Genomic DNA, 24,695 nt, shown 5'->3' on the forward strand with positions numbered 1-24,695 from the left:
TTTTTAGCATCCTAACATATTCTGAAAAGAAACTCAAATGTTCTGTTATATTTTCTATGAGTCTCAAGAACAGCTTATGTCAAATGAGCTGTTTTTGCTTGTACAATACGAAAAAAGCAGTCGTTATGACTGCTTTTTCACATACTCACGTGCATCGTAGACACATCCGCCAGCTGGATCATCCGCTAAAAGTTCGAGCAAAATACCTGCGACTTCATCTGGGCTCTTCAGCGTGCCTGTTTCATATAATTGCTGAAAACGGTCTATTTGTTCAAAGTCTTGTTTTGATGACTTCCGAATTTCCCCCTGCATATCTGTATCGATCGTGCCGGGTGAAAAGGAAAACGTGTTGATCGGATGCGCCTCGTCCTGCTGTTCCTCATGAAAAGTCCTCATAAACATATCGAGTCCTGCCTTTGAACTGCAATACGCACTCCAGCCTTTATATGGGTTTTTCGCCGCTCCAGAAGAAAGATGAACGATCGTTTTCTTTCCGTTAAATGATTGAGTCTGCTTAGCAAACATATGGCTCAGTAAAATAGGAATGACAAGATTCAGCTTGTAATGCTGATGAAGCGTATCCTGTCCGCCTTGTCCAACGCGCTTGATAGGTGTGACCATTCCTGCATTGTTGACAAGTAAGATGTCATCAGCATCTGCCAGAGTTTGCGGCGTGAGACTATCTTGAATCCATTTGGCCGCTGCTTCTTCATCGGTCAGATCAACCTGGGTATGTGTAAGCTTCGGATGGGATATCGGCGATGCACTTCTTGCTGCTGTGTACACATGATCCCCGCGTGAAAGCAGCCTGTTCACAAGTGCTAAGCCAAAGCCTTTTGATCCGCCTGTAACGATTGAAATTCGAATGACAATCTCCTCCCTTGATATCACTATTTTACGTAGTGAAACGGTATGACATCAAGCAATCTGCATAAAGAAAAGCCTGCCTCTATTAAAAGAGACAGACTATTTCTTTTCAGCCTTCACATTCACCTTTGGAATCAGGATAATCATCACAACGAGACCAAGGGCTATCAAGAAACCAAAGATCATCGGAAGCAGTGCCGATGTCTGCTTCTCATGATCATCCTCAGAAGGTGCTGATACAGCCGAATCACTAAAAGAGATATTCATCTCTTTCATCATACGAGCCGGTGTTTTGGGCGGGTTCTCCTTTAGATCACTAAAAAGCTGCGGAGAAAGAGATCCCCCCGGGGCTTTGGGCGGTTCAGCAAAATGAATGTCTGTTTTGATTTTTGACGTCGTTTTGCTTTGTTCGTATTTTGTTTGATCCCTCAATATACTCGAGTTAATATTAAGTTCCTTTTCCTGATATTCATTCGGCTTGACATTCGTATCCGTATCTTCACCAGCAGCGAAAGCAGCAGGGATGAGGAGAAAAAGGGAAACGGCAACGAGTGCCGCCCCTTTCACGAATAGATTAAGCTTCATGAGTCACATCACGTTCCTCTGTTTTATCTTTCCATAGCTTTTTCACAAGCGGTACGACCATGAAAAGGACAGTTAAAATCACTAACCCTGTGACGCCCATTCCAAAGGTGTCTCCATTTCCATATTGGATCGACAGGTACACGTCTGTCACTGGATTGGTAAAGTGGAAATTCGGCATCACCAAATCAATTAACGGTGCGACAAAGAAGAAAATCAGTGCCGTTGCTGCCATCCATCCGGCAATGGAACCGAAAAGGAAGGCCGTGCGAATAAAGGCAGAGCACGCCACTAACAACAAAATGGTGAAGATCGACCATTGAATGGCTTGATCATCTGCAAGTTTGTAAATGTTCAGTCCAAACAAGCTGATCATGAGTCCGACTAATAGATTCAAGATGCCAAACAGTGCACCTTTGACCAGCATCGGAGCTGACGCATAATACGAGCTGAAAAAGCCAATTAACAAACTGCTGATCATCACAATGACCAAAATGACGACCGGCGGTACAGTCTGCGTTTTTTCTTCCGGCACATCGCCGCTGATTTTCAGCGGATTGGCTAAATGGTTATACACATAGTTGCTGTTGCCTTGATCACTTAATGTATTTCCTAAAATACCCTTTAAATCTTGCTGAACAAGTTTCGTAGAATCGACATTCTTGCTCCAGTTTTCATTCAGCGTATCTGCTTTATCTTGAACTGTTGTAACACTCTCTTCAATGTTATTCGTATAATCCGCCACCCCTTTTTGGCGGTCGGTTAACGAACTCATATTTTCAGAAAGACGAAGCACTTCCTGACCAATTGAATCCTGTGCACTGACAACAATTGAACTGCCTGCAAGGTCTGCTGTATACACCGCATCTCCTTGATCAGCCATTTGCTCAGCTACATTGTCCGCACTTTCAGAAATTGTTTGTAATTCCTGTTCCATGCTTGCCTGCTGAGTCGTAATGTACTCCGCATAACCATCTGAAAATTTCTGCATCTCATCAATAAAAGTAGACACATCATCGTTTGATGTCAGCATTTGGTTTTTGAGCTTATCCCAGTTTTCTGTTTCTTCTTTTTTGATGGAGAGGATGGATTTAATCTCATCTCCTTTTGTGTCTATTAGAGAAGAGTTATTTGGTGGTTCGTATAAGTCACCAAGCATCATTTCTAGTTGAGAGAGTTGATTGGAATACTCCATTAAATTCTTAGTGTTTATTGTCTTCACTTCAAATTTCTTCTTAAAAAGATCATCATCTAAGAGATTACTAATCGGTGAATTTCTTTGCTGCAGATTTTTCACTTTGCTTAAAATAGCCGCTTCCTGATTTTTGATTTCGTTCGGCATCACATTATATCGATTTATGATCTTTTCAAGTTTATCTATTTTATCAGAAAGGTCCTTAAGCTCTTTATTTATCTGACTCACTTTGTCTTTCAATTCGTCATTATGAGCGGCAGCTTTTTCTTGAATTTTCTTTTTCACTTCATCTAAACGAGTCGAGAGTGCTTTTAGATCTTCTTGCGACTGATTCGTGTTTCCGGAATCCGGCTGAGCAGGATTTTCACCGTTGTCCACCTCTTTATCACCTTCAATAGAAGGTGGCGTCTCCTGATCTGCTAATTGATCGGCGAGATCGTTCATTTCTGTTGAAATTTGCGAGAGTTCATTTGTTTCTTCATCTAAATTAATCCCAATCTCTTCAGGGTTTTCCTTATCTTGATCTGATGGTCCGTCATTGCTGGAGTCATCTGGCTTTTCAGTTTCAGCTAAAATCTGCTCCCTTTTTTCTTTTAAATTATTTTGCAAGGTTTTCATCTTATTTTTATAGTAGTCCAGATACCGCTCTTCATAGTTTTTAATCAGTTCCTTCTGAGACGCTATCACAAGTTCCTTTAACCCCGTGGATTGCTTAGGAATAACGTCTTCTCTCGACTTTTGAACAGATTGGATGGCGCTGTCCGTTGTTTTCAGCTGACTTTGTACCCCGTTGATGTCTGTTTTGAGTCCGCCCATTTGATCACTAAAGCTGCGGGCATTTTGGTTTTGAATGTCAGCGAGTTGTTTGAGCCCTTGCTGGATTTGCTTTTGACTTGCTGATTGCGCTTTGATCAAGAGATCCTTTTGTTTGTCTTGATACTGCTGATATTGATCGACTGCTTTCACAAAGTCCTTTAACTGGTTCTTTGCTTCTTCTGTTGTACTCAAGCCGTCTTTATACTCTTTCTGTGAATCGGCCATCGCATTTTTTAATTCTTCTATTTGTTTCTTCTGCTGCTGGACGGCATCTGATAGTTTGTTTGAGTTCGGTTTATAGAAGTTGTACATCGTGTTTTGGAATTCGACTTCTTTGCCGACAATATGCTCAAACTCTTCTCTTACATTGCCGATTTCCTGTGATACAAAACTCCAGTATAGCGTCGACATCTGTTCATTCATTTTCTTTTGTGCATTTTCCAGCTCTCTTTGCACTTTCTCTTTATTGACTGCATTGAGCTGATCTTGAATTGAAAATTGAATGGACGCCTTTTCAGGATGGTCTTTATCATAGCTCAGCACATTTTTAGAGAAATCAGACGGAATATAAAGGACAGCGTCATATTTTCTGTTTTTCAGTCCATTTTCCGCCGCACTGCGATTCACTACAGTCCATGTATAATCAGGACGCTCTGACAATGCTGCCACAACATCCTGTCCGAAACGAGCCGTGTTTTCACTTTCGCTCGCTCCCATATCCTCATTGACCACTGCAATATTTCTTGTGGCATTCTTCTTCTGTTTTGCCGGGTCATCTCCAATCAGGTGGAAAAATAAAACCGGCAGCACAAGAATCAATATCATGGTGGATACGATTTTGATGGAGCTTTTTTGCTGCTCTGTCATTGAACACTCTTCCTTTCTACCGCACATAAAGGAACCTGGATTTTCTTCTCTTTTCCGTTTTCAACCAAATACCCGAAGCCTGGCTGAATCTCTGGTTCTTGTCTTGCATACGGAAGCGGTATGATGTTTTGCTCTGATTTTTTCATGAGTAACATAGCATGACGAACTTGTTTGATTTCGTTTGTGAGTGCATCATAGCCCTTACTGAACTCGGTATGATTCCCTGATGCAATCAGGCTGAAGCCTAAGTGTGCATATGACTTCATGAAATCAGCTAATTGATCTTGAAGACGCGGATCGATCGTCTGCTGAAAACGCGTAATGCCATCAATCACAAGCACAATTTGAGGAAATGACAGCTGATCGGTCTCCCCTTGGCGCACAGCTTCGACATACATTTCTTCCCGCACCTTGAATATGCGGTCCATTTCTTCTGCCCATTCGGTGATATCATCTTTTGTTTCAAGGTAATCAATGTTCTCTTCTTTTGCATAATGGGATAGACCTCGATCAATTGAATCAAAGACAGCCAGCTTTTCAGGCTTTGCCACTAAAAGCTGATCGAGCATCAGTTTTGTCACATTTGTTTTCCCGCGCTGCGTTTGACCGATGATGAGACAATGTTTATTCTTTTTCAAGTCAAAATAAACAGGTGCCACAGATTCCTCATCTAATCCGACTGGAATGTCATAAGGCGGTTTTTGTTCATCTAAACGACTCTCAAGCTCCCAAACTGTCAGCTTATCAGGAAGCATTGGCACAGGCTTTGGTTTTTCGGATGCTTCAAAGCGGTCATGAAGAAGCTGTATCTCTTGTTTCAAATGCTCAAACAATTCGAGATCGTTCTCTCCTTCAACTGGCAGAAACATTTGCGCAAAATAAAGCTCTTCTTTGTTAATAATGACTCGTCCTGGGATCGGCTCTAAGCTGAATTTCGGTCTGCCAATAATCGAGTACGCCTCTCCTTGATCCATTAAGTAATGGACAATCTTTGTTTTCAAATTGTTCATCAGCGATTGACGCACTGCATTTACCCGGGTTGCTGTAATCAAGAAGTATATACCTAGTGATTGTCCGTCACGGCTCAGCTGAATAAATTCAGATTCGAGATCATGCATTTCGTCTTTCACAATGTCAAAGTTGTCAATCACGATAAAAATGAACGGAAGCTTTTTCTCATTTAAGGCGTTGTACATTTTGATATGACTCATTTCTTGCTGTCTAAATAACCGCTTGCGATATTCAACCTCTTCCCGCAGACGCTTCATTGATTTTTGGATCTTTCTCATCTGATCCATTAAGAAATAATCCGCCGTATGCGGCAGTTTGGCTAACGGAAGCAATGTTCCGTTTCCGAAGTCATAAATATATGCATGCCATTCTTCAGGTGAATACCTCTCCGCAAAGCTCATCAGCAGTGTTGTAGCAGCAAGTGATTTGCCGTAGCCGGAGGAACCGAAGATGCCAATGTTCCCATCTTCCATCATTTGATAAGAAAGTGGATGCTGGCTTTGCTGATCTGGTTCATCAACAAGCGCAAAATGGAAGACATGCTCTTCACTCGACGCATAACGCGTTTTTGGAATCCGTTCTTCAAGCGGTGGAAGCCATGGACTTGGCAGCTTCTCAATTCCAAGCTCCTGCTGCATACGTTCAATTTCATCCACAACAGCGGAAATCTCCGTCACTGTCTCTTTTTTCACTGCTGGCTCTGTGCTTACCCCTGATAACGGAATAAGACCAGTATCTGTCACAATGGCAATGTCATCTTCTGAGCCGTAGCCATCTTCCATATATGGTGCACCGCTCCAAGCCGATTGGAACAATTCATAAATTTCATTGTTGCCCACTTGTAAATAACCGCGGCCTGTGACCGTAATGGACGCTGCATCACTATTTTTCAAAATTTCCTTACTGTCTGACGCATCTTGTACTTTTAGTGCGACCTTAAAACGGGAGTTACTCCAAATCTGGTCATCAATGACCCCGCCTGGCTTTTGGGTAGCCAAAATGAGATGGACCCCAAGGCTTCGGCCGATACGTGCAGCGCTGACAAGCTCCCTAATAAAGTCTGGCTCTTCACTTTTTAATTCAGCAAACTCATCAGAGATTAAGAACAAGTGAGGCATTGCCTGCTCAGCCTTTTTCTCCTTGTAGAGCTTCGTATAATCATTGATGTGATTCACGTGATACTGATCAAACAGCCGCTGCCTTTTCTTCAATTCACTTTTAATTGAGGCAAGCGCTCTTTCACTAAAGTTCTTGCTGCCTTCAATATTGGTGATCGTTCCAAGTAAATGAGGAATATTTCGAAACGGCTGCGCCATTCCGCCTCCTTTATAGTCAATCAACAGAAAAGCAACTTCATGCGGGTGAAAATGTACAGCGAGCGATAAAATATACGTCTGTAAAAATTCACTTTTCCCTGATCCCGTTGTTCCCGCCAACAGTCCGTGAGGGCCGTGTGCTTTTTCATGCAGGTTCAGATCGACAATGTCGTTTTTCCCTTTATAACCAATTGGAACTGATAATGATTTGGCCGTTTCTGAAGTCAGCCATTTTTCACGAATGCCAATGTCATCTACCTGTTTGGCATGGAAAAGATCAAGGAATGAGACCGTCTCAGGAATCGAATTGGTCATACCGACTTGATGATCTAATGTTCTCAGTGTTCTGGCAAACAGTTCATTGTCCCCGCGCTGATGTGTATCAAGCTGAAACGGAATTCGTACTGCCTTCTTGTGCTGAATGAGAATATCTCCTTCTTCTTCGTTAATATAACGGACAAGCGTCGAAATATTTTCAGCTAAGCTTTCCTTTGTTTCTGCTGCAAAGATGATGGAGATACCAAGATCTGTCCGGCTGCCTTCTAAGTATTCTAAAATCACATGCTCGGCAATGAGCTCATGATTTGTCACGATGAACACAAAATGAGGCGTAAAGATTTTCTTCTCTTTTTCTTCTTCTAAATCACGCTCGCGTAAAATTTCATAAATCGAGGACAACAGCTGATCGCGTGTTTGTTCGTTGTAAATAAACCCTTTTCCATATGTATGAGGCAGCTGGAAGTGCGGAAGCCATTTCATCCATTCCCAATTCTCATACTCCTGCTCATGAAAGATAAAGACAAATCTTAAATCGTGATAGCTGTGTGAGAAAGCAAGCTGTCCGACAAGCTGATGAAGCTCATTTTTCACAATCGCAGGCTTCCCAATTAATCCTGTTGGACCATCCGCAAGACCGAATGTAATTGGGACATTCTTCACTTCACGATATACTTTTTGCATGTGCTGCGTTTGTTCCATTAAGTCATCAACATCTCGATTGGCCATATCGCCGCCGCTCATCGATAATTCATAGCTTGATGGGACTGCGCCTGTTCCAAGACGCAGGTGCAAGAAGTCGTCACTCACAAGCGTCTTTTCCCAAATGCGTCCGCTGATTTCTGATGTTAAATACTTCATTTGTTCAAATGACGGATAATGATACGTCAAAATATATTGCTGGCGGTCATACAGCTCCTGCAGCTCTTTCCGCTTATTTTCTAAATAAAGAGAGTAGACTCGCTGCCGCTTCTCTTCTCTTCTTTTGCGCTGTGATTTTTCCTTAAAGTATTGAACGGACGATGTAATTAACGTCATGATAAACATCGCCATCGACACGATAATAAAGATTCCGCGCGGCTGGATTAGGGCAACAATCCCCATCACAAGGAGCATCACAAGCGGCGGAAGGACAACAAGCCAAAGCCCTCTGCTGTTATTTTCACTCTCCTGCGAAGGAAAGCTAAAGGATACCCTGTCATCTGGCAAATCATAAATCAAACGCGGTGTACGTCTGTATGAAGGGTATTTTTGTTTTGTTTCCGTACTTGGCGGTCTTGTTTTTTCCAAACGTGTATGAAAAGGTTCGTAAGCTGTCACCTGTAATAAATCATCGTCTTTAAATGTCACCGTCAGAAAGTTCCAGAACAGCTCATCTCCTGCATATACCTCCTCTGGACCGTGAATTTTCTTTCCGTTCACGTAAATCTCCTCGTCTTGAGGCATGACATACCATGTTCCTTCAATTTTCTCTAAAGTGAACTGGCTGGCATCTTGAAACATGGAATGGGCTTGTTCTTTCCACACATCTATCTCATCTTTCTCTTCACGTGAAAAAGACAGCTCAACTCTATTTCCTAGGTAATAAATATGTTGATCATGATGTGCATCCATTAAAATAAGTGTAAGTGAACCAAGCTGATATGGTTCATGTGGAAGTAATTTGCCCTTCTTCTCATCTCCCTGATAAATATAAAAACCATCATTCGGTTCTTCAGGAGATAAACGAATGACCCCTTCATCAAACGAAAGTGAAGGGATTGTCACCGTATGCTCTATTTCAGGTCCTATCAGAGCTTCTCGATTGAACTGCTCATCTAAACGGACAGTTTGATAATCCTCCTCATAAAAAACCCAAAGAAGACTCAAACGCTCCACCTCCTCATGGGACAGCACCAACTGTCAGTTGTATCGAAAGAATTATTTTTTCTCATCTTTTTTCGTCTGAGAGGTTTTCTTTTTCGCTTCAGATTCTTTCTCTTTTTTCTCTTGATCGGCTTTTGACTCTTTTTGTTCAGCTGTTTCATCTGTTTGGCTTGCGTCTGAGGAGTCACTTGTGCTTGTCTCGGTTGTTTCTTTTTCTTCATATTTCGCCATTTCCTTAATGATCGGATCTAGCTGTTTTTGTTTTTCTTCAGCAGAAAGGCTGTCATCGTTTTGAATTTCATTGCGGTAGGCGACGAGTGCCGTAAATATGTACCTGTCGTCTCCAAGCACCCGTGCAATATCAAGTGCTTCCTTGCTATTGCCTTGTCCAATATGAATCCAGAATAGGAAGTATTGCGGATCTGTCTGCAATGTGTACGTTTCTGTGATTTCTTTTTTATGCTGATCAAGCAACAAACTGCCTTGGTTCGTTTGTACATACGAAATGGCCAGTTCATATTGAAGAGAGACTGGCATTTGATTGGCTGGATATTTCTCTAACGTATCCACCACTTGACTGTACTGCTTGTTGAGATAATATTTGTTTGCCTCGACGTACGCTTCTTGTTTTGGCATGGCAAAAAAGAAGGTGTAAATGGTGTACACCAATGCAGGGATTAACAGGACAAGCAGACCTAGTCCGATGTATCGCTCGATCTTCCATTTCTTTTTAGGTATGGTTAAGAGCGTTTTTTCTTTCGCATCGATTGCTTTGATCTTTTGCTCAATCAAAGCTGACAATTCTTCCAGCGACTTCGTTTCACTAATTTCTTTTGCCAGCTCAGATAATTTCAACGTTTCATTGTAAGCCGCATATTCTTGAAATTGATATTCATGGTCGACCACTCGAAGAACAACAGCCTTGACCTCTTTTAACAGGCGATACTCATCGGTTTCATATGGCGGAATGCTTTCTTTAACCCCATAATGCAAAAATGCAGGAGCTAAGCCTTGATGAAAAACAATGTTTTCAGGAGAAACAATAGGATGCAGCCGTTTCACATCGTGTTTAAGAACTGCATCGACAAGCTGGTATGAAAAAATCCATTTGCTTTTTTCATCCTTTGCATGGATGAAACGAAATTCCTGATAGGCAGGAGGCGGTTGTATAGAAATGATGACCTCATCTTCAGTTAATTGAATCTCTTTCTGAAATGAAGGATTGATGTCTTTGATCGGTGCCGCTTCTAAACCGTCTAAGAGTTTAATCGTCTCTTTTTGAAAAATAAAGGTATAGGTGCCTCCCTCTTTTTTCATGACTGCTTCTAATTGTTCTTCTAAATAGGAACTCTTTTTATCTGCCATTTACAAAAGTCCTTTCATAGTATTTCCAGCCTGTCTCCTGTGGTAATTCCACAGTCTGACAGCTTATATTCGCCTGAAAACACAGCTTTCTTATTGACTACTCGCACCCATCCGCCTTCTCGCTTTGGAAGTGAGATTTGTTTTGCCTGCCAGGCGATATGGATGACTTGTTTAATATGTAAATAATTTGATAGTCTCAAATCAAACACACTGCCATCATAATTTTTTAAGTCGATGGTAATATCGATATACACAAATTTCCACCTCACAAAATAGAAAGAGCGCCGGCATCCATTGACAGACTCGGCGCTTTTTCTGCATTTCACACTTAGAAAGGAAATCCCTTTGATTAGCCGCGAATTTGGCTTGCGATGTCTTGGTCAGTGCTTTCAAGTGTATTTGCCGTTTGATCAAGCTGATTGCTGACATCTGTTAATAGATCAGACATTTTGATAAAAGAAGGCTTAAGCTGCTCGTATTGATCAGCAAATGCTTCACTAGAAGCACCTTCCCACATTCCTTTTAAATCAGAGATCATTCTATTTAGACGATCAACTTGGTTTAACACTTCTTGACTTTCAACACCATATTGCTTAGCGGTCGCTCTTAGTTCTTCTGGGGTTACGCGAATAATTCCTGACATATTCCTCATTACCTCCCGTGCATAGCCGCCATATAATGGGCTAATCCACTTATTTTTTGACGTTATTATTATAAAAACAGAAATGATACACAGTCAAACAAATCTGTTTTTATTTTACAAAATGAGTCTATAGAATTACTGTTTTTTCGCTTTTTATCTAGTATTTAACAGTTTTTTGGTCATATATTCTTAATAAGTATGCACCTGCTTCGGTGGACCTTTCCGCCTATTGATTTTTTACTACGTTATTATTGTACTATTTCTTTTTCAGCGTGCTTCAACATCCATTTGCTTGCTTCTCACACTTTTTGTTTTTTTAAGTTTATGGCAGTTTTTTGTTGATTTACGTACCTCATTCTCTTCATAATGTAAGTACGTGAAATATTCGAAAAAGCAGGGGTTTTTTATGACAAAAAAGACAGATCCGTTTAAGTATAGTCTTGATCGTTTAGAGGATGTGGCAGACCAAATTAGTGATGTGCTCAATTGCCCTATTACTATAGAAGATACTCATCATCGATTATTGGCATATAGCACACACAATGATTTTACTGATCCCGCCAGAACTTCAACCATTATCTCCCGCCGAGTACCGGAAAAAGTCATTAATCGGCTTTGGAAGGACGGCATCATTCCTACACTCCTTAAAACAGACGAACCGCTTCGTGTCCCTCAAATTGCAGAGGTGGGTTTATCTAGCAGGGTCGCCATTTCGATCTGGAAGGACAAAGAAGTGCTCGGATTTATTTGGGCGATTGAATCCGCACAGCCTTTTTCAGAAGAAGAAATGGACCTTCTCAAAATGGCAGCGCATGCCGTGAAAAACAAATTACTCAATTTACAAATTCGAAAAACGAAAACAGAAGAACGTAATCAGGAGCTTTTCTGGAAGATGCTCACGGGTCATATTCATGAAAAGGATGAGATGCTTGACCTATTTTTAAGGCTTGGCATCAGATGTCCAGACACATATGCCATCATCATCTTCCGTCTTCGTGACGAACTCACAGAGGAGACAGAAAAAAAGCTGTCCTATCTGCTTGAAACAACACAGCAAGTACAGGTACTGTTAACGACTGTTGATTTTCACGAATTCATTATTCTTGTCTCACCAAAAACAGAACATCCGCTTCAAGATATTAAGCAATTCACAAGCGGCATGCTGCAGCAGCTTGCGGACCGGTATCATATTCAGCATGTTCAGGCAGCAATTGGAGGAATTTACGATAACATCTCTCATATTCAGCCTTCCTATAAAGAAGCACTGGCTGTATTAAAAACGAAAGAACGCTTTCCAGTTGAAACAGAACGTTTAAACAGCTTTTCTGAACTAGGCATTTATCAATATCTTGATGTGCTTGCTGAGAAGCGAAAGGGATCTTCTTACTCCAGTTACTCTTTATCAAAGCTGGAGGATTACGACCTGAGGCATCATTCCAACCTTGTCGAAACCCTTGAGCGGTTTATTGACTGTGACAGCAATGCCAATATTGCCGCAAAGCAATTAAACATCCACATCAATACCTTAAATTATCGATTAAAACGGATTACAGACATCGCAGAAATTGATTTAAAAAACATGAATGAGAAAATGACCATCTACCTTGATATGAAGCTCAAAAACGTCCATTTGTGAAATTTCACAAAGAGGCGTTTTTTTATTTTTTATTTCAACCGAAGAATTTTCTAAACTTTCCGGATACACTAGACATACAATATCAATAGATAAGCATAGGAGGAATAAACATGATCATCGGCATTCCGAAAGAAATTAAGAACAATGAAAACCGAGTGGCTTTAACACCAGGAGCAGCTTCTCAATTGCTTTCAGCTGGACATCAGATTTTAATTGAAACAAACGCTGGTTTTGGAAGCGGATTCACTGATGACGATTATGTATCTGTTGGTGCAGAGATTCTTGATCAGGCGAAAGATGTATGGGCATCTTCTGATATGATCATGAAAGTAAAAGAACCATTACCTGAGGAATATCCTTATTTCAGAGAAGGACTCATCTTATTTACGTACCTGCATCTAGCCGCAGAGCCCTCCTTGGCTGAAGCATTAAAACAAAAAGGCGTTACAGCCATTGCTTACGAAACAGTAACGGACGGAAAATCACTCCCTCTTCTCACACCTATGTCTGAAGTAGCAGGCAGAATGGCCGCTCAAATTGGTGCACAATTTTTAGAAAAGCCAAAAGGCGGAAAAGGTATTTTACTTGCAGGGGTACCAGGGGTATCAAGAGGAAAGGTCACCATTATTGGCGGCGGTGTTGTTGGAACAAACGCAGCGAAAATGGCGATCGGACTTGGCGCAGATGTCACCCTGATTGATGTAAACGCAGAACGCCTGCGTCAGCTGGACGACCAATTTGGCCATCAAATGAAAACGTTAATGTCCAATCCTGTCAACATTGCAGATTCAGTCAGTGAAGCTGATCTTCTCATTTGTGCTGTGCTGATTCCTGGTGCCAAAGCACCGACGCTAGTGACAGAAGAAATGGTGAAACAAATGAAGCCTGGTTCTGTCATTGTGGATGTAGCGATTGATCAAGGCGGCATTGTCGAAACCATTGATCATATCACAACCCATGATCAGCCTACTTATGAAAAACATGGCATTTTACATTATGCTGTCGCTAATATGCCAGGCGCGGTTCCGCGGACATCAACTGTTGCTCTAACGAATGTCACTGTTCCATATGCGCTGCAAATTGCGAATAAAGGCGCTGCAAAAGCCATTAGAGAAAACAATGCCATCGCAGAAGGTGTCAATGTCATGAACGGACATATCACGTACGAAGCGGTCGCTCGTGATCTCGGCTATGATTACGTACCTGTCAGCAAAGCCATCGATGCCACTTTTATGACCGAAGCTTAATCAGCTACCCGCCCTATTGATGGGCGGGTTTTATTGTTAACCTAAAATAAAAACAAGTTGACAAAAATCCTTCTTCCCCTTAATCTATTTGTACAGATAAGACAGGGGGGAAACATCATGCAAAAGAAGACAAGAACTGCTGACTTTGTGCTAGTGGGAATGTTTGCTGCACTCATGGCTATCGGAGCCAATATCACATCCATTGTGCCGTTTTTACAGGTCGGCGGAATTCCACTTACGATGCAGCCGTTTTTTTGTGTGCTTGCTGGTCTCTTACTCGGCAGACGGCTTGGCGCATTAGCTATGATTGTCTATGCCTTGGTCGGAATTGCTGGTGCACCTGTATTCGCCCAGTTCTCTGCGGGCTTTGGGGTCATTTTAGGCAAAAGCGGCGGCTTTGTATTATCGTACATCCCTGCTGCCTGGCTTGCTGGATTCATTCTAGAGAAAAGAAAAAACCCTGGCTTTGGCCGCTTTTTGCTTGCAGCCATTGCTGGTACGACCGTGATGTATGTGATCGGAACCACCTATACATACCTCGCATTAAATGTATGGCTCAATGCACCGATTTCCTATCAAACCACGTGGTTCTTTATGATCTGGTTTATGGTAAAAGACTACGCATTGACGATATTACTTGCGATGCTGGCACCTAAAATTTATCGCTCTGTTTCCAAAGCCACATCCTTTCGAAAACAAGAAGCTGTATCATAGAAAAAAGAGCCTATCTTCATTCAGGCTCTTTTTTCATCATTACTCAGCGTATTGGTCTATGATTTCTTCCAGCATTCCTTCAAGCACTTCTACATCTTCAAGATCTGATGGACTGAAGCGGTAGCGTACAAGCTGTTCTCCATCATTATACATCTCCTCAAGCCAGCCTCTCAGGCCTCTTGCTCTACGGTCGACTTCGAAAACAATGTCTAATCCGCCTTCATCTATCAGAAAAATCAGCTCTAACTCATCAAGCATATAGCGATAGTAGTCTGATGTCGGAATGAACTCGAATTCTTGGACGAATGGCAGGCGCCGCTGGAAGTAAGGTGCTTGTTCACAGTCTGCTTCGTTCAGGTGGAAACCTAGATTGCTAGTGGCTTCCAGCACATTTTTCACCCAAGGATGTGCTTCAACGAAAATACGGTCATAGTCAGATTTATCGATTCCGCCTTGGATATCAAGGTCTGTCATTACTGCAATTTCTACTTTTCCGATCGTCATCGGGGTATCGATAGGAAGAATAAATGAAAACGGAAATTCATGCTTTTCCCCAGGCTGGATGGTAAAAGAATCCGTCACCCGTAAAGTAAAGATATTCACATATTTTCTATGCTCTTCATCATCTTTCACAATCACATACTGTGTTTGAATCTTGACATTGATATAACGGATGTCCTGAGCAATTTTTCCGCCCTTTACATGGACAGTTCCCGTTACTTCTTGTCCTGGATAATAAGCGTTTTTCTCTAAAATGGTATCTACCTTTGCCGCACCAATTCCTGCACTTGCCGCTAGCTTTTTAAAAAATGACATGTCCCATCTTCCCCTTTTCATTTTTATCAGCATATATACGTAAGATAGAGGAAGAAAGATTCATTTAATTCATACTTTTGTCCTAATTATTTTTTCATCTGCGAACAACAAAAAGCTTATAGAAAAAAACATCATCGTTTTCTCTACAAGCTTTTCATTTTACAGAATAATGGCCGCCAGCCAGCCGAACAGAACAAGCGGAATATTATAATAAATAAAAGTTGGGACACAAGTTCCCCAAATATGGTGATGCTGTCCATCCATATTCAATCCAGATGTTGGTCCAAGCGTACTGTCACTTGCAGGTGAACCTGCATCTCCAACAGCCGCAGCAGAGCCAATAATGGCAATGGTGGCCATTGGACTAAATCCTAAGTGTAAGCAAAGTGGAACAAAGATGGTTGTAATAATCGGAATGGTTGCAAATGATGATCCGATTCCCATTGTCACAAGCAGACCAACGAGCAGCATTAAAATCGCCGCAAGACTCTGGCTGTTTCCGATAAATTGGGAAGATGCTTTGACAAGGGATTCAATGTCTCCTGTTTTTGTTAACACGTTGGCAAATCCAGCCGCAACAAGCATGACAAAACCGATAAATGCCATCATATTCATTCCAGATGTAATCAGTTCATCTGCTTCATCACGTTTCATCATTCCTGTCACAAACAAGACAAGCAGTCCTGAGAGTGCACCGAAGATCATTCCTTCCACACCAAGGCTTTGCGATAAATAAAGCTGGACAATCAACGAAACAAGAATAGCAAGACCGGCAAAGAATAAGCTTTTTTTCGTATAAGCCGATTTTTCTACATCTGTAATTTCACGATCCTCATATACCTTCGGCTTTCGATATACAAAAATGGAAACGATCAAACCAAGAACCATCCCCGCAACAGGAATCAGCATGGCATATGGAATATCTGCTAAGTTTACAGTCAGCCCCGCTTCCTTCATATTGTCACGAAGCATTCCGTGGAAAATCTGTCCGAAACCGACTGGAAGTAATATATATGGTGCAGTGAGTCCGAAGGTCATGACACACGCTAGCAGTCTGCGGTCAATCTGAAGCTCGTTAAACACCTTTAATAACGGCGGAATTAAGACTGGGATAAAGGCAATATGAACAGGGACGACGTTCTGTGAAAAACAGGACACGATCAAAATGACAAGAACGATGAGCACTTTTGATAGTGTTTTCCGTCTTGAATCGCCTTCTTTTCCTAGAAGCTTCACTGCTCCTTCAACCATGGCATCTGGAAGACCTGTTTTCGTCAGTGCCGCAGCAAATGCCCCTAATAACGCATAACTAATCGCCACTGTTGCATTTCCTCCGAGTCCGTCCGTAAAGGCGTCCACTGTTCCTCCCAAGCCTAATCCACCTGCAAGTCCACCAGCTAAAGCGCCTATAGCCAGCGCAATCACGACATTGACCCGCAGCAAGCTTAATATCAACATTAAAACAACCGCTAAAACAACTGCATTCATGGTGAAACCCCCGAAATCCTTTAGTTTACTAATGTAGTAGATAATTAAAGTACCAACGTATGTTACCATAGAAAAAAAACTTCGTCAAATGGCGTATGTCCTACATAAAAAAAGCCCTGCCACTTGGCAGAGCCTTCTCCTTTATTTCTTTCCTTCAAATCGTTCCACAAATGTTGCGAGTGATCTTACCATTACACCTGTTGCCCCTGTTGGTCCAAAGCATGAAGGTTTTTCTGTTGTTGCAGTTCCTGCAATATCTAAGTGAACCCAAGGCGTCTCCTCTGCGAATTCGCCAATGAAAGCACCTGCCATGATCGCATGACCATCACGGCCTGGTGAGTTATTGAGATCCGCCATTTTGCTGTTTCGTACTCGTTTCTTTTCTTTTTCCGTGATTGGCAGCTGCCAGATCATTTCACCGCATTCTTCTGATGCTTCTTTAAACTGAGCGTACAGCTCATCGTTATTGGTCATCGCGCCTGTTGTCTCATTTCCAAGCGCCACAATGACACCGCCTGTTAATGTGGCCACATCTACAAGGACAGAGGCACCATGCTGCTTCGCATATGTGACCCCATCTGCTAAAACAAGACGGCCTTCTGCATCCGTATTGAGCACTTCGATTGTTTTACCGCTTAGTGACACAATCACGTCGTCCGGCTTCATAGCGTCTGCCGAGATCATATTATCGGTTGAGGCGATGACCGCAATGACATTTTGCTCTGGGCGAAGTTCGCCGATGATTTCCATTGCGCCTAGAACAGAGGCTGAGCCGCCCATATCTGTTTTCATGCCAACCATACTCGCTCTTGGCTTTAAAGAATAGCCGCCGGTATCATACGTGATGCCTTTACCGACAAGGCCGATGACGTCTGTCCATTCTTCCTTGCCTTGATATTTCAATACGATGAGTTTTGGCGGTTCTGTTGAGCCTCTATTGACGGCTAAAATACCGCCCATTCCGAGCTCTTCCATTTGTTCTTTATCTAAAATTTCAATCTCAAATTCATATTTATATGCAAGCTCTGCCGCATACGAAGCCAGATCAGAGGATGTGAGCATGTTTGGCGGCATATTCACAAGGGTACGGGCCGAATTAACTGACTGTCCGTACACTTCGCCGACTTTCAAACTCGCCTGAATTTCAGCTTGATCATGCTCTGTCGTTGCATAAACAAACTCGATAAAACGATCCGGTTCATTTGTTTTATGTTTAAAATCCTGTAATTCATATGTAGCTAAAAGGCAGCTTTCAGAAAGGGCATGGGCTGCATCTTGAGCAGGCAGATCCTTTCCAATAAACGTATCCAGCAAGACAGAAACCGCTTGCTTTTTATCTTGATGAAGCTTTTTGAATAAATGGGCAAACACTTCTTTTGCCTCTTCAAACGTGTAATCTGATTCCTTCCCAAGCCCGACAAAATAAATGCGTTTGATGCCTGTTTCAGGGGATGGGAAAAATTTCGAAAGCTGATTTCGTTTGGATGAAATGTCGCCTTCTTTTAATAATTCAGTGATTCTTCCTTCAAGTAATTCATCCATTTCTTTTGCTTTTCCTGATAATTGGCTCTTTTGAAAAAGTCCGATCGCCAGTGTATCTTTATGCTGCAATTCATTTGTCGAGAAAAACATATTTATCACACGCTCCTTAATGAACTCCATTTTTCACATTGGAACTTCTATTATATCAAAATTTGCGTGCCTATACGATCATTGCCAGTCTGTCTTTACTTGATGAACATTTATATTTTCAAACGCGGAAGGGCATCATGAAAAAGCGGCGAAAACCTGTGCAGCCTGTCCTTGTTCTCCTCGTTCCACATCTACTTTCTTTAATGTTATAATGAACATGGACTTGGCAGCATTTTTTACTGCTATCATTTTTTCATCATACTAGGATTTTTAGTCCATCATTTTGCACGATATTTTTTCTTAAAGAGAGGATGTTTCTTGTTCATGAGCGTACTGACGAATTTTCCGCTGCTTGCCAGCCTTGCAGCCATCTTTTTTGCTCAATTTGTAAAAGTACCGATTCAATTTATCATTTCTAGACGACTAGATTGGTCGCTCATTACAAGCACAGGCGGAATGCCAAGTTCACACTCCGCAGCAGTAACAGCACTCTCAACAGCAGTGGCTTTAGAGCACGGGCTAGATACATCTATCTTTGCCATTTCCGCCATCTTTGCCATTATTACAATGTTTGATGCGACAGGCGTTCGCAGACAGGCAGGAGAACAGGCGACTGTTCTCAACAAGCTCGTAACAGATTTTAACCGATTTGTTTCCGAAGCAAAGAATTTCCCGAATGCGGAAGAAAAAGAAAAACAAAAGAAATTAAAAGAGCTTCTTGGTCATAAGCCGATTGAAGTCTTCTTCGGCGGTTTAACAGGGATCTTGCTGACACTCATCTTAGATTATTACTTCATGTAGAAGCGAAAAAGCTTTGGACCTTAAACGGCCCAAAGCTTTTTTATTCTTTATTGGCTTGAAACTGCTGACGGAATACTTGCATCGATTCTGCTTCATTAAGCTGATTTAAGTCTTTTTCCGTTAACGTCCCTTCACCCTTTTTGATGATATACACATCGAGCACTTTTTTACCCCATTCTCTATACACATCATCAACGGTTTCATAGTATAAATCAAGCTTATGACCTTTAATGGCTTTCCCGGTATCTGCAACCACACCGTAGCCATAGTTTGGGATAAACAGCACCGTTCCAATCGGAAAAACAGATGGGTCGGCTGCCACTGTTGAGTATAAATCACGTTTCACTTTGACGCCTGAATATGTAATACCATATGCATGATGTTCCTTCGTTTTGCCTGTTGATTCCACACCTGCTGTATAGCCGGTTGCAACAACTTTCTGCTTCGGGTAATCGTTCCAATTAAACGCTTCTTCGAGAGAAACAGCCCGCGAATCTTCACTTTTGAGTGCGATCGTTTCCCTTTTTTGCTGCTGAAAAAAAGAAGATACTTGCTTGCCCGCATCGGTTTTTTTCACCCATACAGCTAAATCACTTGGTTCAACTCCAGATATGCCCGTAAAGCTTGTCAAAAGTGCAAGCATGAATAAGGCGGTCATGAACAATCGTTTCATCCATGTTTTCATCTCTATTTGTCACTCCTCTACCCATCTATTTGTTTCCAAACAAAATGGAAACTATGCAAAGGAGAAACAAAAAAACCCACTTGCGTGTCCACAAGTGAGTTAAAACATTTGATACCCTCTTTTTCGAAGTGCATTAATGACAAAACCTGATGTGATTGCACCGATCAGGCCGCTTAATAAGATGATGATATCTGCCGCAGCGAGTGAGACGATCCGGTCTCCTATTCCTGAAAAAGCGGTGCCAGGCTCTCTTACATAAGCGATCATCTTTTGATTGTTGATAATGAAAAGGCATACAATTGGATATAAAATAGCCATAATCCATGACATTCTCAGCAGCATATTGAGCAAAAAGCCAATGCCGAAGAATAACACGAAAAATAAAATAACTGAAATGATAACGACTGGTAAACTGATCACTTCATCTCCACCCCCAAATATCCCATCATTAGTTTAACTTGGAAATAGAGATGAAGTCAATCAATGGAAAAAGCAGATCGATTAACGCTTCTTTCCTGTCCCTTTACATTCCTCACACGTTTCAGATCCGCCGAGCAATAGCTGAAAATACCCTTTTCCTGAACAATATTGACAGGTTGATGTTTTTTCCTTTGTTTGTGCATTCATATTGCTCACTCATTAATCTAAATTTTCTGATAATTCATCATAACATATTTTGCTGCCGATGACCAAGTGAGAAAATATACCACAACACATAAAAAAAACGTGTATCATGAGGATACACGTTTTTGTCTATGATGGTTTAGAAGAACTTGAATTTTCCTTTTTTCAGAACAAGTCCTGGTCCGCCAACCATGAATAAAGAACGGTTGTCGATGATTTTCTTCATTGCAGAAGCTTTTGTTCCTTGAAGTTTTTTACCAAACGCAACACCTACAGCGTCGTGTTCACCAAGAGAAGCAACTGTTCCTTTGATGTCTGGCTTAAAGCTTTCAAGAGAACCGCCTTTTACTAGTGCTGCAAGGTTTTTCGCTACTGTTTCACCTTGCTGCATAGCGATTTGTGCAGTTGGTGGGTATGGACGGTTGATTTCTTCATTGATAATCAATGAACAGTCACCAATGATGAAGACATCATCATTTTCTGGTACACGAAGATCTGGAGACACTTTTACGCGGCCGCGCATGTTTTCAAAACCAGCTTCTTCAACGATTGGGTTACCGCGTACACCTGCAGCCCAAACAACAGTTGCAGCTTTGATTTCTTCTGTATCATCGTCTTTTCCAACAATGATCCCCTCAGGCGTACATTCTTTGATCGCTGTACCAATTTTGAACTCAACACCTTTACCTTGAAGGTAGTTCATCGCATAGTCGATCAATTCTGGATCGAATCCAGGAAGAGCTGTTGGCGCAGCTTCTACACAGATGATACGCACGTCTTTTTGATCAATGTCATACTCTTTGCAAAGCTCAGGCACACGGTTTCCAAGCTCACCAAGGAACTCAATACCTGTGAATCCTGCGCCGCCGACAACGATTGTCAAACGCTCTGGACGTTTTTCAGCATCCGTATTATACGTCGCAAATTGAAGCTCAATGTGCTCACGAAGCTGACGAGCAGAGTTGATGTTAGAGATTGAGAATGCGTATTCTTTCAGTCCTGCAATACCAAATGTTTCAGGAACAGCACCAAGTGCAACAACAAGGTAGTCATAAGAAAGTTCGCCCTCTGATGTCACAACTTTCTTTGCTTCCTTATCAATGCTTTCAACTGTTGCTTGTACAAAGTTGACACGGGAACTGTTAATCACATCTTTGATTTGATAACGACAGCGGTCATGATGAAGTGTACCTGCACTTGCTTCATGAAGCCATGTTGTTTCGTAATGATAATTATGCTTGTTCACAAGAGTAATGTCCGCATCATTTGTGCCAAGCTGTTTTGTTAATCTTGTTACAGTCATTAATCCGCCATAACCTGCACCTAATACAACGATTTTCGGTTTATTCACTGGAATCACATCCACCTTTTTTAAATTTGCTGTAAAACGGATAAAGAATTACATATCGTTATTCTCAACCGCTTTGCGGCATTTTATGAAATTTAAACAAAAAAATAAGTATGTGAAAATCTGAACTTTCACCTACATAAAACGAAAGCATTTGACCGTATCCGACAAAAATTCATAAAAAATTAATATTTAGTTCCCTTAACAATAATAGCGAGTTCTGCTCCAATTTTCAAGGCTTTAAACTGAAAATCCTTATGATAAACGGTCTTTCTCACTTTTTCCTCCTTTTCAAAGCTTCAGCATCAAAAAACGACAAGTTTTTCAAAACAAGTCAAACGACGATATGTGGTATGATATGATATAGTGATAACAATTTTCATTTGGGAGGATTAAAGGAATGCAAGAAGATTCTAAGGTATATGACATTACCGTTATCGGGGGCGGCCCAGTTGGATTGTTTACTGCGTTTTACGGAGGCATGAGACAGGCAAGTGTGAAAATCATTGAAAGCCTTCCTCAGCTCGGCGGTCAACTTTCCGCTCTTTACCCTGAAAAATATATTTATGATGTGGCTGGATTCCCAAAAATCCGCGCACAAGAATTAGTTGATAACTTAAAGGAACAAATGGATAAATTTGATCAAACCATTTGCTTAGAGCAGGCAGTTGAAACGGTTGAAAAACAGGCAGATGGGATCTTTAAACTTGTGACAAATCAAGAGATTCATTATTCTAAAACAATCATCATCACAGCTGGTAACGGTGCATTCCAACCGAGAAAGCTTGAACTAGATGCAGCAGAATCATTTGAAGGAAGCAACCTGCATTACTTCATTAATGACTTGAACCAATTTGCCGGCAGACGTGTTGCCGTTCTTGGGGGCGGAGACTCTGCGGTGGACTGGGCACTTATGCTTGAACCAATCGCAAAAGAAGTCTCCATTATTCACCGCCGCGATAAATTCCGCGCGCATGAGCACAGTGTAGAAAACCTGCACAACTCGAAGGTCAATGTACTGACACCATTTGTACCAACTGAGCTCATTGGTGAAGACCGCATTGAACAAATCGTGCTCGAAGAAGTCAAAGGCGACAAAAAACAAGTGCTTGATGTGGACGACGTGATCGTCAACTTCGGTTTTGTTTCCTCCCTTGGACCAATCAAACAATGGGGCCTTGAAATCGAAAAGAACTCCATCGTGGTGAAATCTACAATGGAAACAAACATTGAAGGCTTCTATGCGGCAGGAGACATCTGTACGTATGAAGGAAAAGTCAAATTGATCGCAAGCGGATTTGGTGAAGCACCAACTGCTGTCAACAATGCGAAAGCTTACATGGACCCGAAAGCCCGTGTACAGCCTCTCCATTCCACAAGCTTATTTGAAAACAAATAAGAGCGGATCAAAAAAGGAGTTCCCACTCGCGGAACTCCTTTTTCGTTTATTTAAAAATCCCAATATAGGCATTTGCCATCCCAAGTACCATTGCAGCAAGCAGCACCACAACAATCCCTGCCACAACCAAAATCACCCGATCCTTCACACGTTCTTTTTTTGGAAGCGGCTTCTCAATCCCGCAAGACGGACACGTTTTGGACCGATACGGAATCAGTTCATGACAGTTCCTGCAATTGATTTGTTCACTCAAACCTCAGCAACCTCTTTTCTAACTACAGTTTATGTTTGGTTCTCATGATACTCTTTTCGAGTGGAAATAGCCAGTTGTTCGGCCAAGCTGTAACAAAATTGAGCGATTTGCGAGAAAAAAACATAGCTCCTTGAATCCGCTGCTTCAAACAAGATCAACAATCCATGATTTAAATTTTAAAAAAGATGATTGACCCTAACGCAACGTCATATTTTATAGTGGATATCAAGAGAGGTGAATTGAAATGAAAGTAAAAGAAGTGGCTGAATTATTTGGTATTAGCATTCGTACACTTCATCATTACGACAAGATTGGTTTATTGACCCCAAGTGAAGTCACAGATAATCGTTATCGACTCTATTCAGAAGAAAACCTTGAAACATTGCAGCAAATATTATTTTTCAGAGAACTTGGATTTCCATTGAAGGAAATCCAAAAGATGATGCACAATCCTTCATTTAATAAGAAAGAAGCATTTATGCTACAAAGAAAAATGTTAATGGAGAAACGAGATAATCTCGATAAAATGATCGGTAATATTGATAAGACGCTGCAGCATTTAACGGGAGTAACTCAATACACCTATAAAGAAAGGTTTGAGAATATGAATATGAATTTTAGCCAATATGAAGAAGAAGCTCGTCACCGTTGGGGAAATCAAGCTGTTGATGAAGTCAGCTCAAAACTAAATCATTTGTCTAAAGATGAACAAATTGAATTATCTGATAGCTGGGATAGCATATTGAATAAACTAGCCTCTCTTCGCAGCCATTCCCCTAAATCCAAAGAGGTGCAAATCGTCATCAAACAATGGTACGACTTTTTAAACGAAAACTTTCGTTATTACTCTCTTGATGCTTTTTACGGTTTAGGCCAACTCTATATTCAAGATGAACGTTTCACAAAGAATATAGATCGTTATGGTGAGGGCTTGGCATCATTTATGAGCGAAGCGATGAAAGTCTTTACTACTCTTCATAAAAGAGGGAACAGCTTTGAAAATGATGATTGAGAATACAATCGATTAACACGAAACGTTATTCTAAACGAAACACAACATAGAACATTTTTTCCGACATACCATGATGAAATCTTTTGAAAAGATGTGAAAGATGAACAGAGGAAATACTAAGAAACTGCAAGGTTTTTGAGGACGTGCTGAGTGATTGAAGTCATGTCCTTTTTTTGCATCTTTAAAAACAACACAAAAAACCTCCTCAAGAAAATGATTAATATGAGGAGGTCTTC

Annotated in this window: 21 protein-coding genes; 6 read left to right on the plus strand and 15 right to left on the minus strand. The window is 41.3% G+C overall.

The window, feature by feature from the left end; all coding sequences use genetic code 11:
• Positions 1–123: 123 nt before the first annotated feature.
• From NSQ34_RS14575 to NSQ34_RS14605, 7 genes are all read right to left on the minus strand, one after another.
• Entirely contained in the window at positions 124–867 is a 744-nt protein-coding gene (locus tag NSQ34_RS14575; protein WP_254001746.1) for a (S)-benzoin forming benzil reductase, read from the minus strand.
• A 99-nt stretch (positions 868–966) separates the two neighbouring features.
• The gene (gene essA / locus NSQ34_RS14580; RefSeq protein WP_041115809.1) at positions 967–1,452 is read right to left on the minus strand and encodes a type VII secretion protein EssA; all 486 of its coding nucleotides are present in this window, start codon (positions 1,450–1,452) and stop codon (positions 967–969) included.
• Complete coding sequence (gene esaA / locus NSQ34_RS14585; RefSeq protein ID WP_144496357.1) at positions 1,442–4,327, minus strand: type VII secretion protein EsaA; 2,886 nt, start codon at positions 4,325–4,327, stop codon at positions 1,442–1,444. Before esaA ends, essA begins: the two co-directional genes overlap by 11 nt.
• Positions 4,324–8,799 carry a type VII secretion protein EssC gene (gene essC, locus NSQ34_RS14590; protein WP_342500956.1) on the minus strand — a complete coding sequence of 1,492 codons (4,476 nt, stop codon included), beginning with the start codon at positions 8,797–8,799 and terminating at the stop codon, positions 4,324–4,326. The genes esaA and essC overlap by 4 nt, the downstream gene beginning before the upstream one ends.
• A 51-nt stretch (positions 8,800–8,850) precedes the next feature.
• On the minus strand, positions 8,851–10,161 hold the full coding sequence (gene essB, locus NSQ34_RS14595; RefSeq protein ID WP_041115803.1) for a type VII secretion protein EssB: 1,311 nt from the start codon (positions 10,159–10,161) through the stop codon (positions 8,851–8,853).
• Between the two features lie 14 nt (positions 10,162–10,175).
• A complete protein-coding gene (locus NSQ34_RS14600) occupies positions 10,176–10,415 on the minus strand; it encodes an EsaB/YukD family protein (RefSeq protein WP_003213579.1) in 240 nt (79 codons plus the stop codon).
• 95 nt (positions 10,416–10,510) lie between these two features.
• Positions 10,511–10,804 (minus strand): WXG100 family type VII secretion target, encoded by a 294-nt coding sequence (locus NSQ34_RS14605; protein WP_003213769.1) that lies wholly within the window; start codon positions 10,802–10,804, stop codon positions 10,511–10,513.
• Positions 10,805–11,210: 406 nt separating this feature from the next.
• Between NSQ34_RS14605 and NSQ34_RS14610 the strand changes: the two genes are divergently transcribed.
• The 3 genes from NSQ34_RS14610 (at position 11,211) to NSQ34_RS14620 (ending at position 14,401) form a co-directional block, all read left to right on the plus strand.
• Positions 11,211–12,440 (plus strand): PucR family transcriptional regulator, encoded by a 1,230-nt coding sequence (locus NSQ34_RS14610; protein WP_034282592.1) that lies wholly within the window; start codon positions 11,211–11,213, stop codon positions 12,438–12,440.
• Between the two features lie 110 nt (positions 12,441–12,550).
• Complete coding sequence (gene ald, locus NSQ34_RS14615) at positions 12,551–13,687, plus strand: alanine dehydrogenase (RefSeq protein ID WP_034282594.1); 1,137 nt, start codon at positions 12,551–12,553, stop codon at positions 13,685–13,687.
• 117 nt (positions 13,688–13,804) lie between these two features.
• Positions 13,805–14,401, plus strand: coding sequence for a biotin transporter BioY (locus tag NSQ34_RS14620; protein WP_034282595.1), 597 nt, complete (start codon positions 13,805–13,807; stop codon positions 14,399–14,401).
• A gap of 39 nt (positions 14,402–14,440) precedes the next feature.
• On the opposite strand, the gene NSQ34_RS14625 is transcribed toward NSQ34_RS14620, so the two are convergent.
• The 3 genes from NSQ34_RS14625 to NSQ34_RS14635 form a co-directional block, all read right to left on the minus strand.
• Positions 14,441–15,217, minus strand: coding sequence for a sporulation protein (locus tag NSQ34_RS14625; RefSeq protein WP_034282596.1), 777 nt, complete (start codon positions 15,215–15,217; stop codon positions 14,441–14,443).
• Between the two features lie 159 nt (positions 15,218–15,376).
• Positions 15,377–16,705, minus strand: coding sequence for a Na+/H+ antiporter family protein (locus tag NSQ34_RS14630; RefSeq protein ID WP_034282597.1), 1,329 nt, complete (start codon positions 16,703–16,705; stop codon positions 15,377–15,379).
• A 141-nt stretch (positions 16,706–16,846) separates the two neighbouring features.
• Positions 16,847–18,337 carry a leucyl aminopeptidase gene (locus tag NSQ34_RS14635; protein WP_176967244.1) on the minus strand — a complete coding sequence of 497 codons (1,491 nt, stop codon included), beginning with the start codon at positions 18,335–18,337 and terminating at the stop codon, positions 16,847–16,849.
• Between the two features lie 324 nt (positions 18,338–18,661).
• Between NSQ34_RS14635 and NSQ34_RS14640 the strand changes: the two genes are divergently transcribed.
• Positions 18,662–19,138: a divergent PAP2 family protein gene (locus tag NSQ34_RS14640; RefSeq protein ID WP_024423347.1), complete on the plus strand. Its 477-nt coding sequence runs from the start codon at positions 18,662–18,664 to the stop codon at positions 19,136–19,138.
• 40 nt (positions 19,139–19,178) lie between these two features.
• Here the strand turns inward: NSQ34_RS14640 and NSQ34_RS14645 are convergent, their stop codons facing one another.
• The 4 genes from NSQ34_RS14645 to NSQ34_RS14660 all read right to left on the minus strand — a co-directional run bounded on the left by NSQ34_RS14645 (position 19,179) and on the right by NSQ34_RS14660 (position 21,804).
• A complete protein-coding gene (locus NSQ34_RS14645; RefSeq protein ID WP_024423348.1) occupies positions 19,179–19,823 on the minus strand; it encodes a 3D domain-containing protein in 645 nt (214 codons plus the stop codon).
• A gap of 99 nt (positions 19,824–19,922) precedes the next feature.
• Positions 19,923–20,243, minus strand: coding sequence for a YuiB family protein (locus tag NSQ34_RS14650; RefSeq protein WP_024423349.1), 321 nt, complete (start codon positions 20,241–20,243; stop codon positions 19,923–19,925).
• Between the two features lie 81 nt (positions 20,244–20,324).
• Positions 20,325–20,450, minus strand: a complete 126-nt coding sequence (locus NSQ34_RS14655; RefSeq protein ID WP_157840088.1) for a YuiA family protein — start codon at positions 20,448–20,450, stop codon at positions 20,325–20,327.
• A gap of 136 nt (positions 20,451–20,586) precedes the next feature.
• Positions 20,587–21,804, minus strand: a complete 1,218-nt coding sequence (locus NSQ34_RS14660) for an NAD(P)/FAD-dependent oxidoreductase (RefSeq protein WP_170825856.1) — start codon at positions 21,802–21,804, stop codon at positions 20,587–20,589.
• Between the two features lie 391 nt (positions 21,805–22,195).
• Here NSQ34_RS14660 and yumC point away from each other — a divergent pair, with 391 nt between their 5' ends.
• On the plus strand, positions 22,196–23,194 hold the full coding sequence (gene yumC / locus NSQ34_RS14665; protein ID WP_034282604.1) for a ferredoxin--NADP reductase 2: 999 nt from the start codon (positions 22,196–22,198) through the stop codon (positions 23,192–23,194).
• 46 nt (positions 23,195–23,240) lie between these two features.
• Here yumC and NSQ34_RS14670 read toward each other — a convergent pair whose 3' ends face one another.
• Entirely contained in the window at positions 23,241–23,447 is a 207-nt protein-coding gene (locus NSQ34_RS14670) for a hypothetical protein (RefSeq protein WP_024425965.1), read from the minus strand.
• 244 nt (positions 23,448–23,691) lie between these two features.
• Here NSQ34_RS14670 and NSQ34_RS14675 point away from each other — a divergent pair, with 244 nt between their 5' ends.
• A complete protein-coding gene (locus tag NSQ34_RS14675) occupies positions 23,692–24,459 on the plus strand; it encodes a MerR family transcriptional regulator (RefSeq protein ID WP_342500957.1) in 768 nt (255 codons plus the stop codon).
• Positions 24,460–24,695 lie beyond the last annotated feature (236 nt).

It is taken from the genome of Bacillus sp. FSL P2-0069 (assembly GCF_038593315.1).
GTDB lineage: Bacteria > Bacillota > Bacilli > Bacillales > Bacillaceae > Bacillus > Bacillus safensis.

Coding starts and splice junctions, on each gene's coding strand:
- essA (WP_041115809.1), bottom strand. CDS start 1,452: ATGAAGCTTAATCTATTCGTGAAAGGGGCGGCACTCGTTGCCGTTTCC.
- esaA (WP_144496357.1), bottom strand. CDS start 4,327: ATGACAGAGCAGCAAAAAAGCTCCATCAAAATCGTATCCACCATGATA.
- essB (WP_041115803.1), bottom strand. CDS start 10,161: ATGGCAGATAAAAAGAGTTCCTATTTAGAAGAACAATTAGAAGCAGTC.
- NSQ34_RS14605 (WP_003213769.1), bottom strand. CDS start 10,804: ATGTCAGGAATTATTCGCGTAACCCCAGAAGAACTAAGAGCGACCGCT.
- NSQ34_RS14610 (WP_034282592.1), top strand. CDS start 11,211: ATGACAAAAAAGACAGATCCGTTTAAGTATAGTCTTGATCGTTTAGAG.
- ald (WP_034282594.1), top strand. CDS start 12,551: ATGATCATCGGCATTCCGAAAGAAATTAAGAACAATGAAAACCGAGTG.
- NSQ34_RS14620 (WP_034282595.1), top strand. CDS start 13,805: ATGCAAAAGAAGACAAGAACTGCTGACTTTGTGCTAGTGGGAATGTTT.
- NSQ34_RS14625 (WP_034282596.1), bottom strand. CDS start 15,217: ATGTCATTTTTTAAAAAGCTAGCGGCAAGTGCAGGAATTGGTGCGGCA.
- NSQ34_RS14630 (WP_034282597.1), bottom strand. CDS start 16,705: ATGAATGCAGTTGTTTTAGCGGTTGTTTTAATGTTGATATTAAGCTTG.
- NSQ34_RS14635 (WP_176967244.1), bottom strand. CDS start 18,337: ATGTTTTTCTCGACAAATGAATTGCAGCATAAAGATACACTGGCGATC.
- NSQ34_RS14640 (WP_024423347.1), top strand. CDS start 18,662: ATGAGCGTACTGACGAATTTTCCGCTGCTTGCCAGCCTTGCAGCCATC.
- NSQ34_RS14645 (WP_024423348.1), bottom strand. CDS start 19,823: ATGAAAACATGGATGAAACGATTGTTCATGACCGCCTTATTCATGCTT.
- NSQ34_RS14655 (WP_157840088.1), bottom strand. CDS start 20,450: ATGAATGCACAAACAAAGGAAAAAACATCAACCTGTCAATATTGTTCA.
- yumC (WP_034282604.1), top strand. CDS start 22,196: ATGCAAGAAGATTCTAAGGTATATGACATTACCGTTATCGGGGGCGGC.
- NSQ34_RS14675 (WP_342500957.1), top strand. CDS start 23,692: ATGAAAGTAAAAGAAGTGGCTGAATTATTTGGTATTAGCATTCGTACA.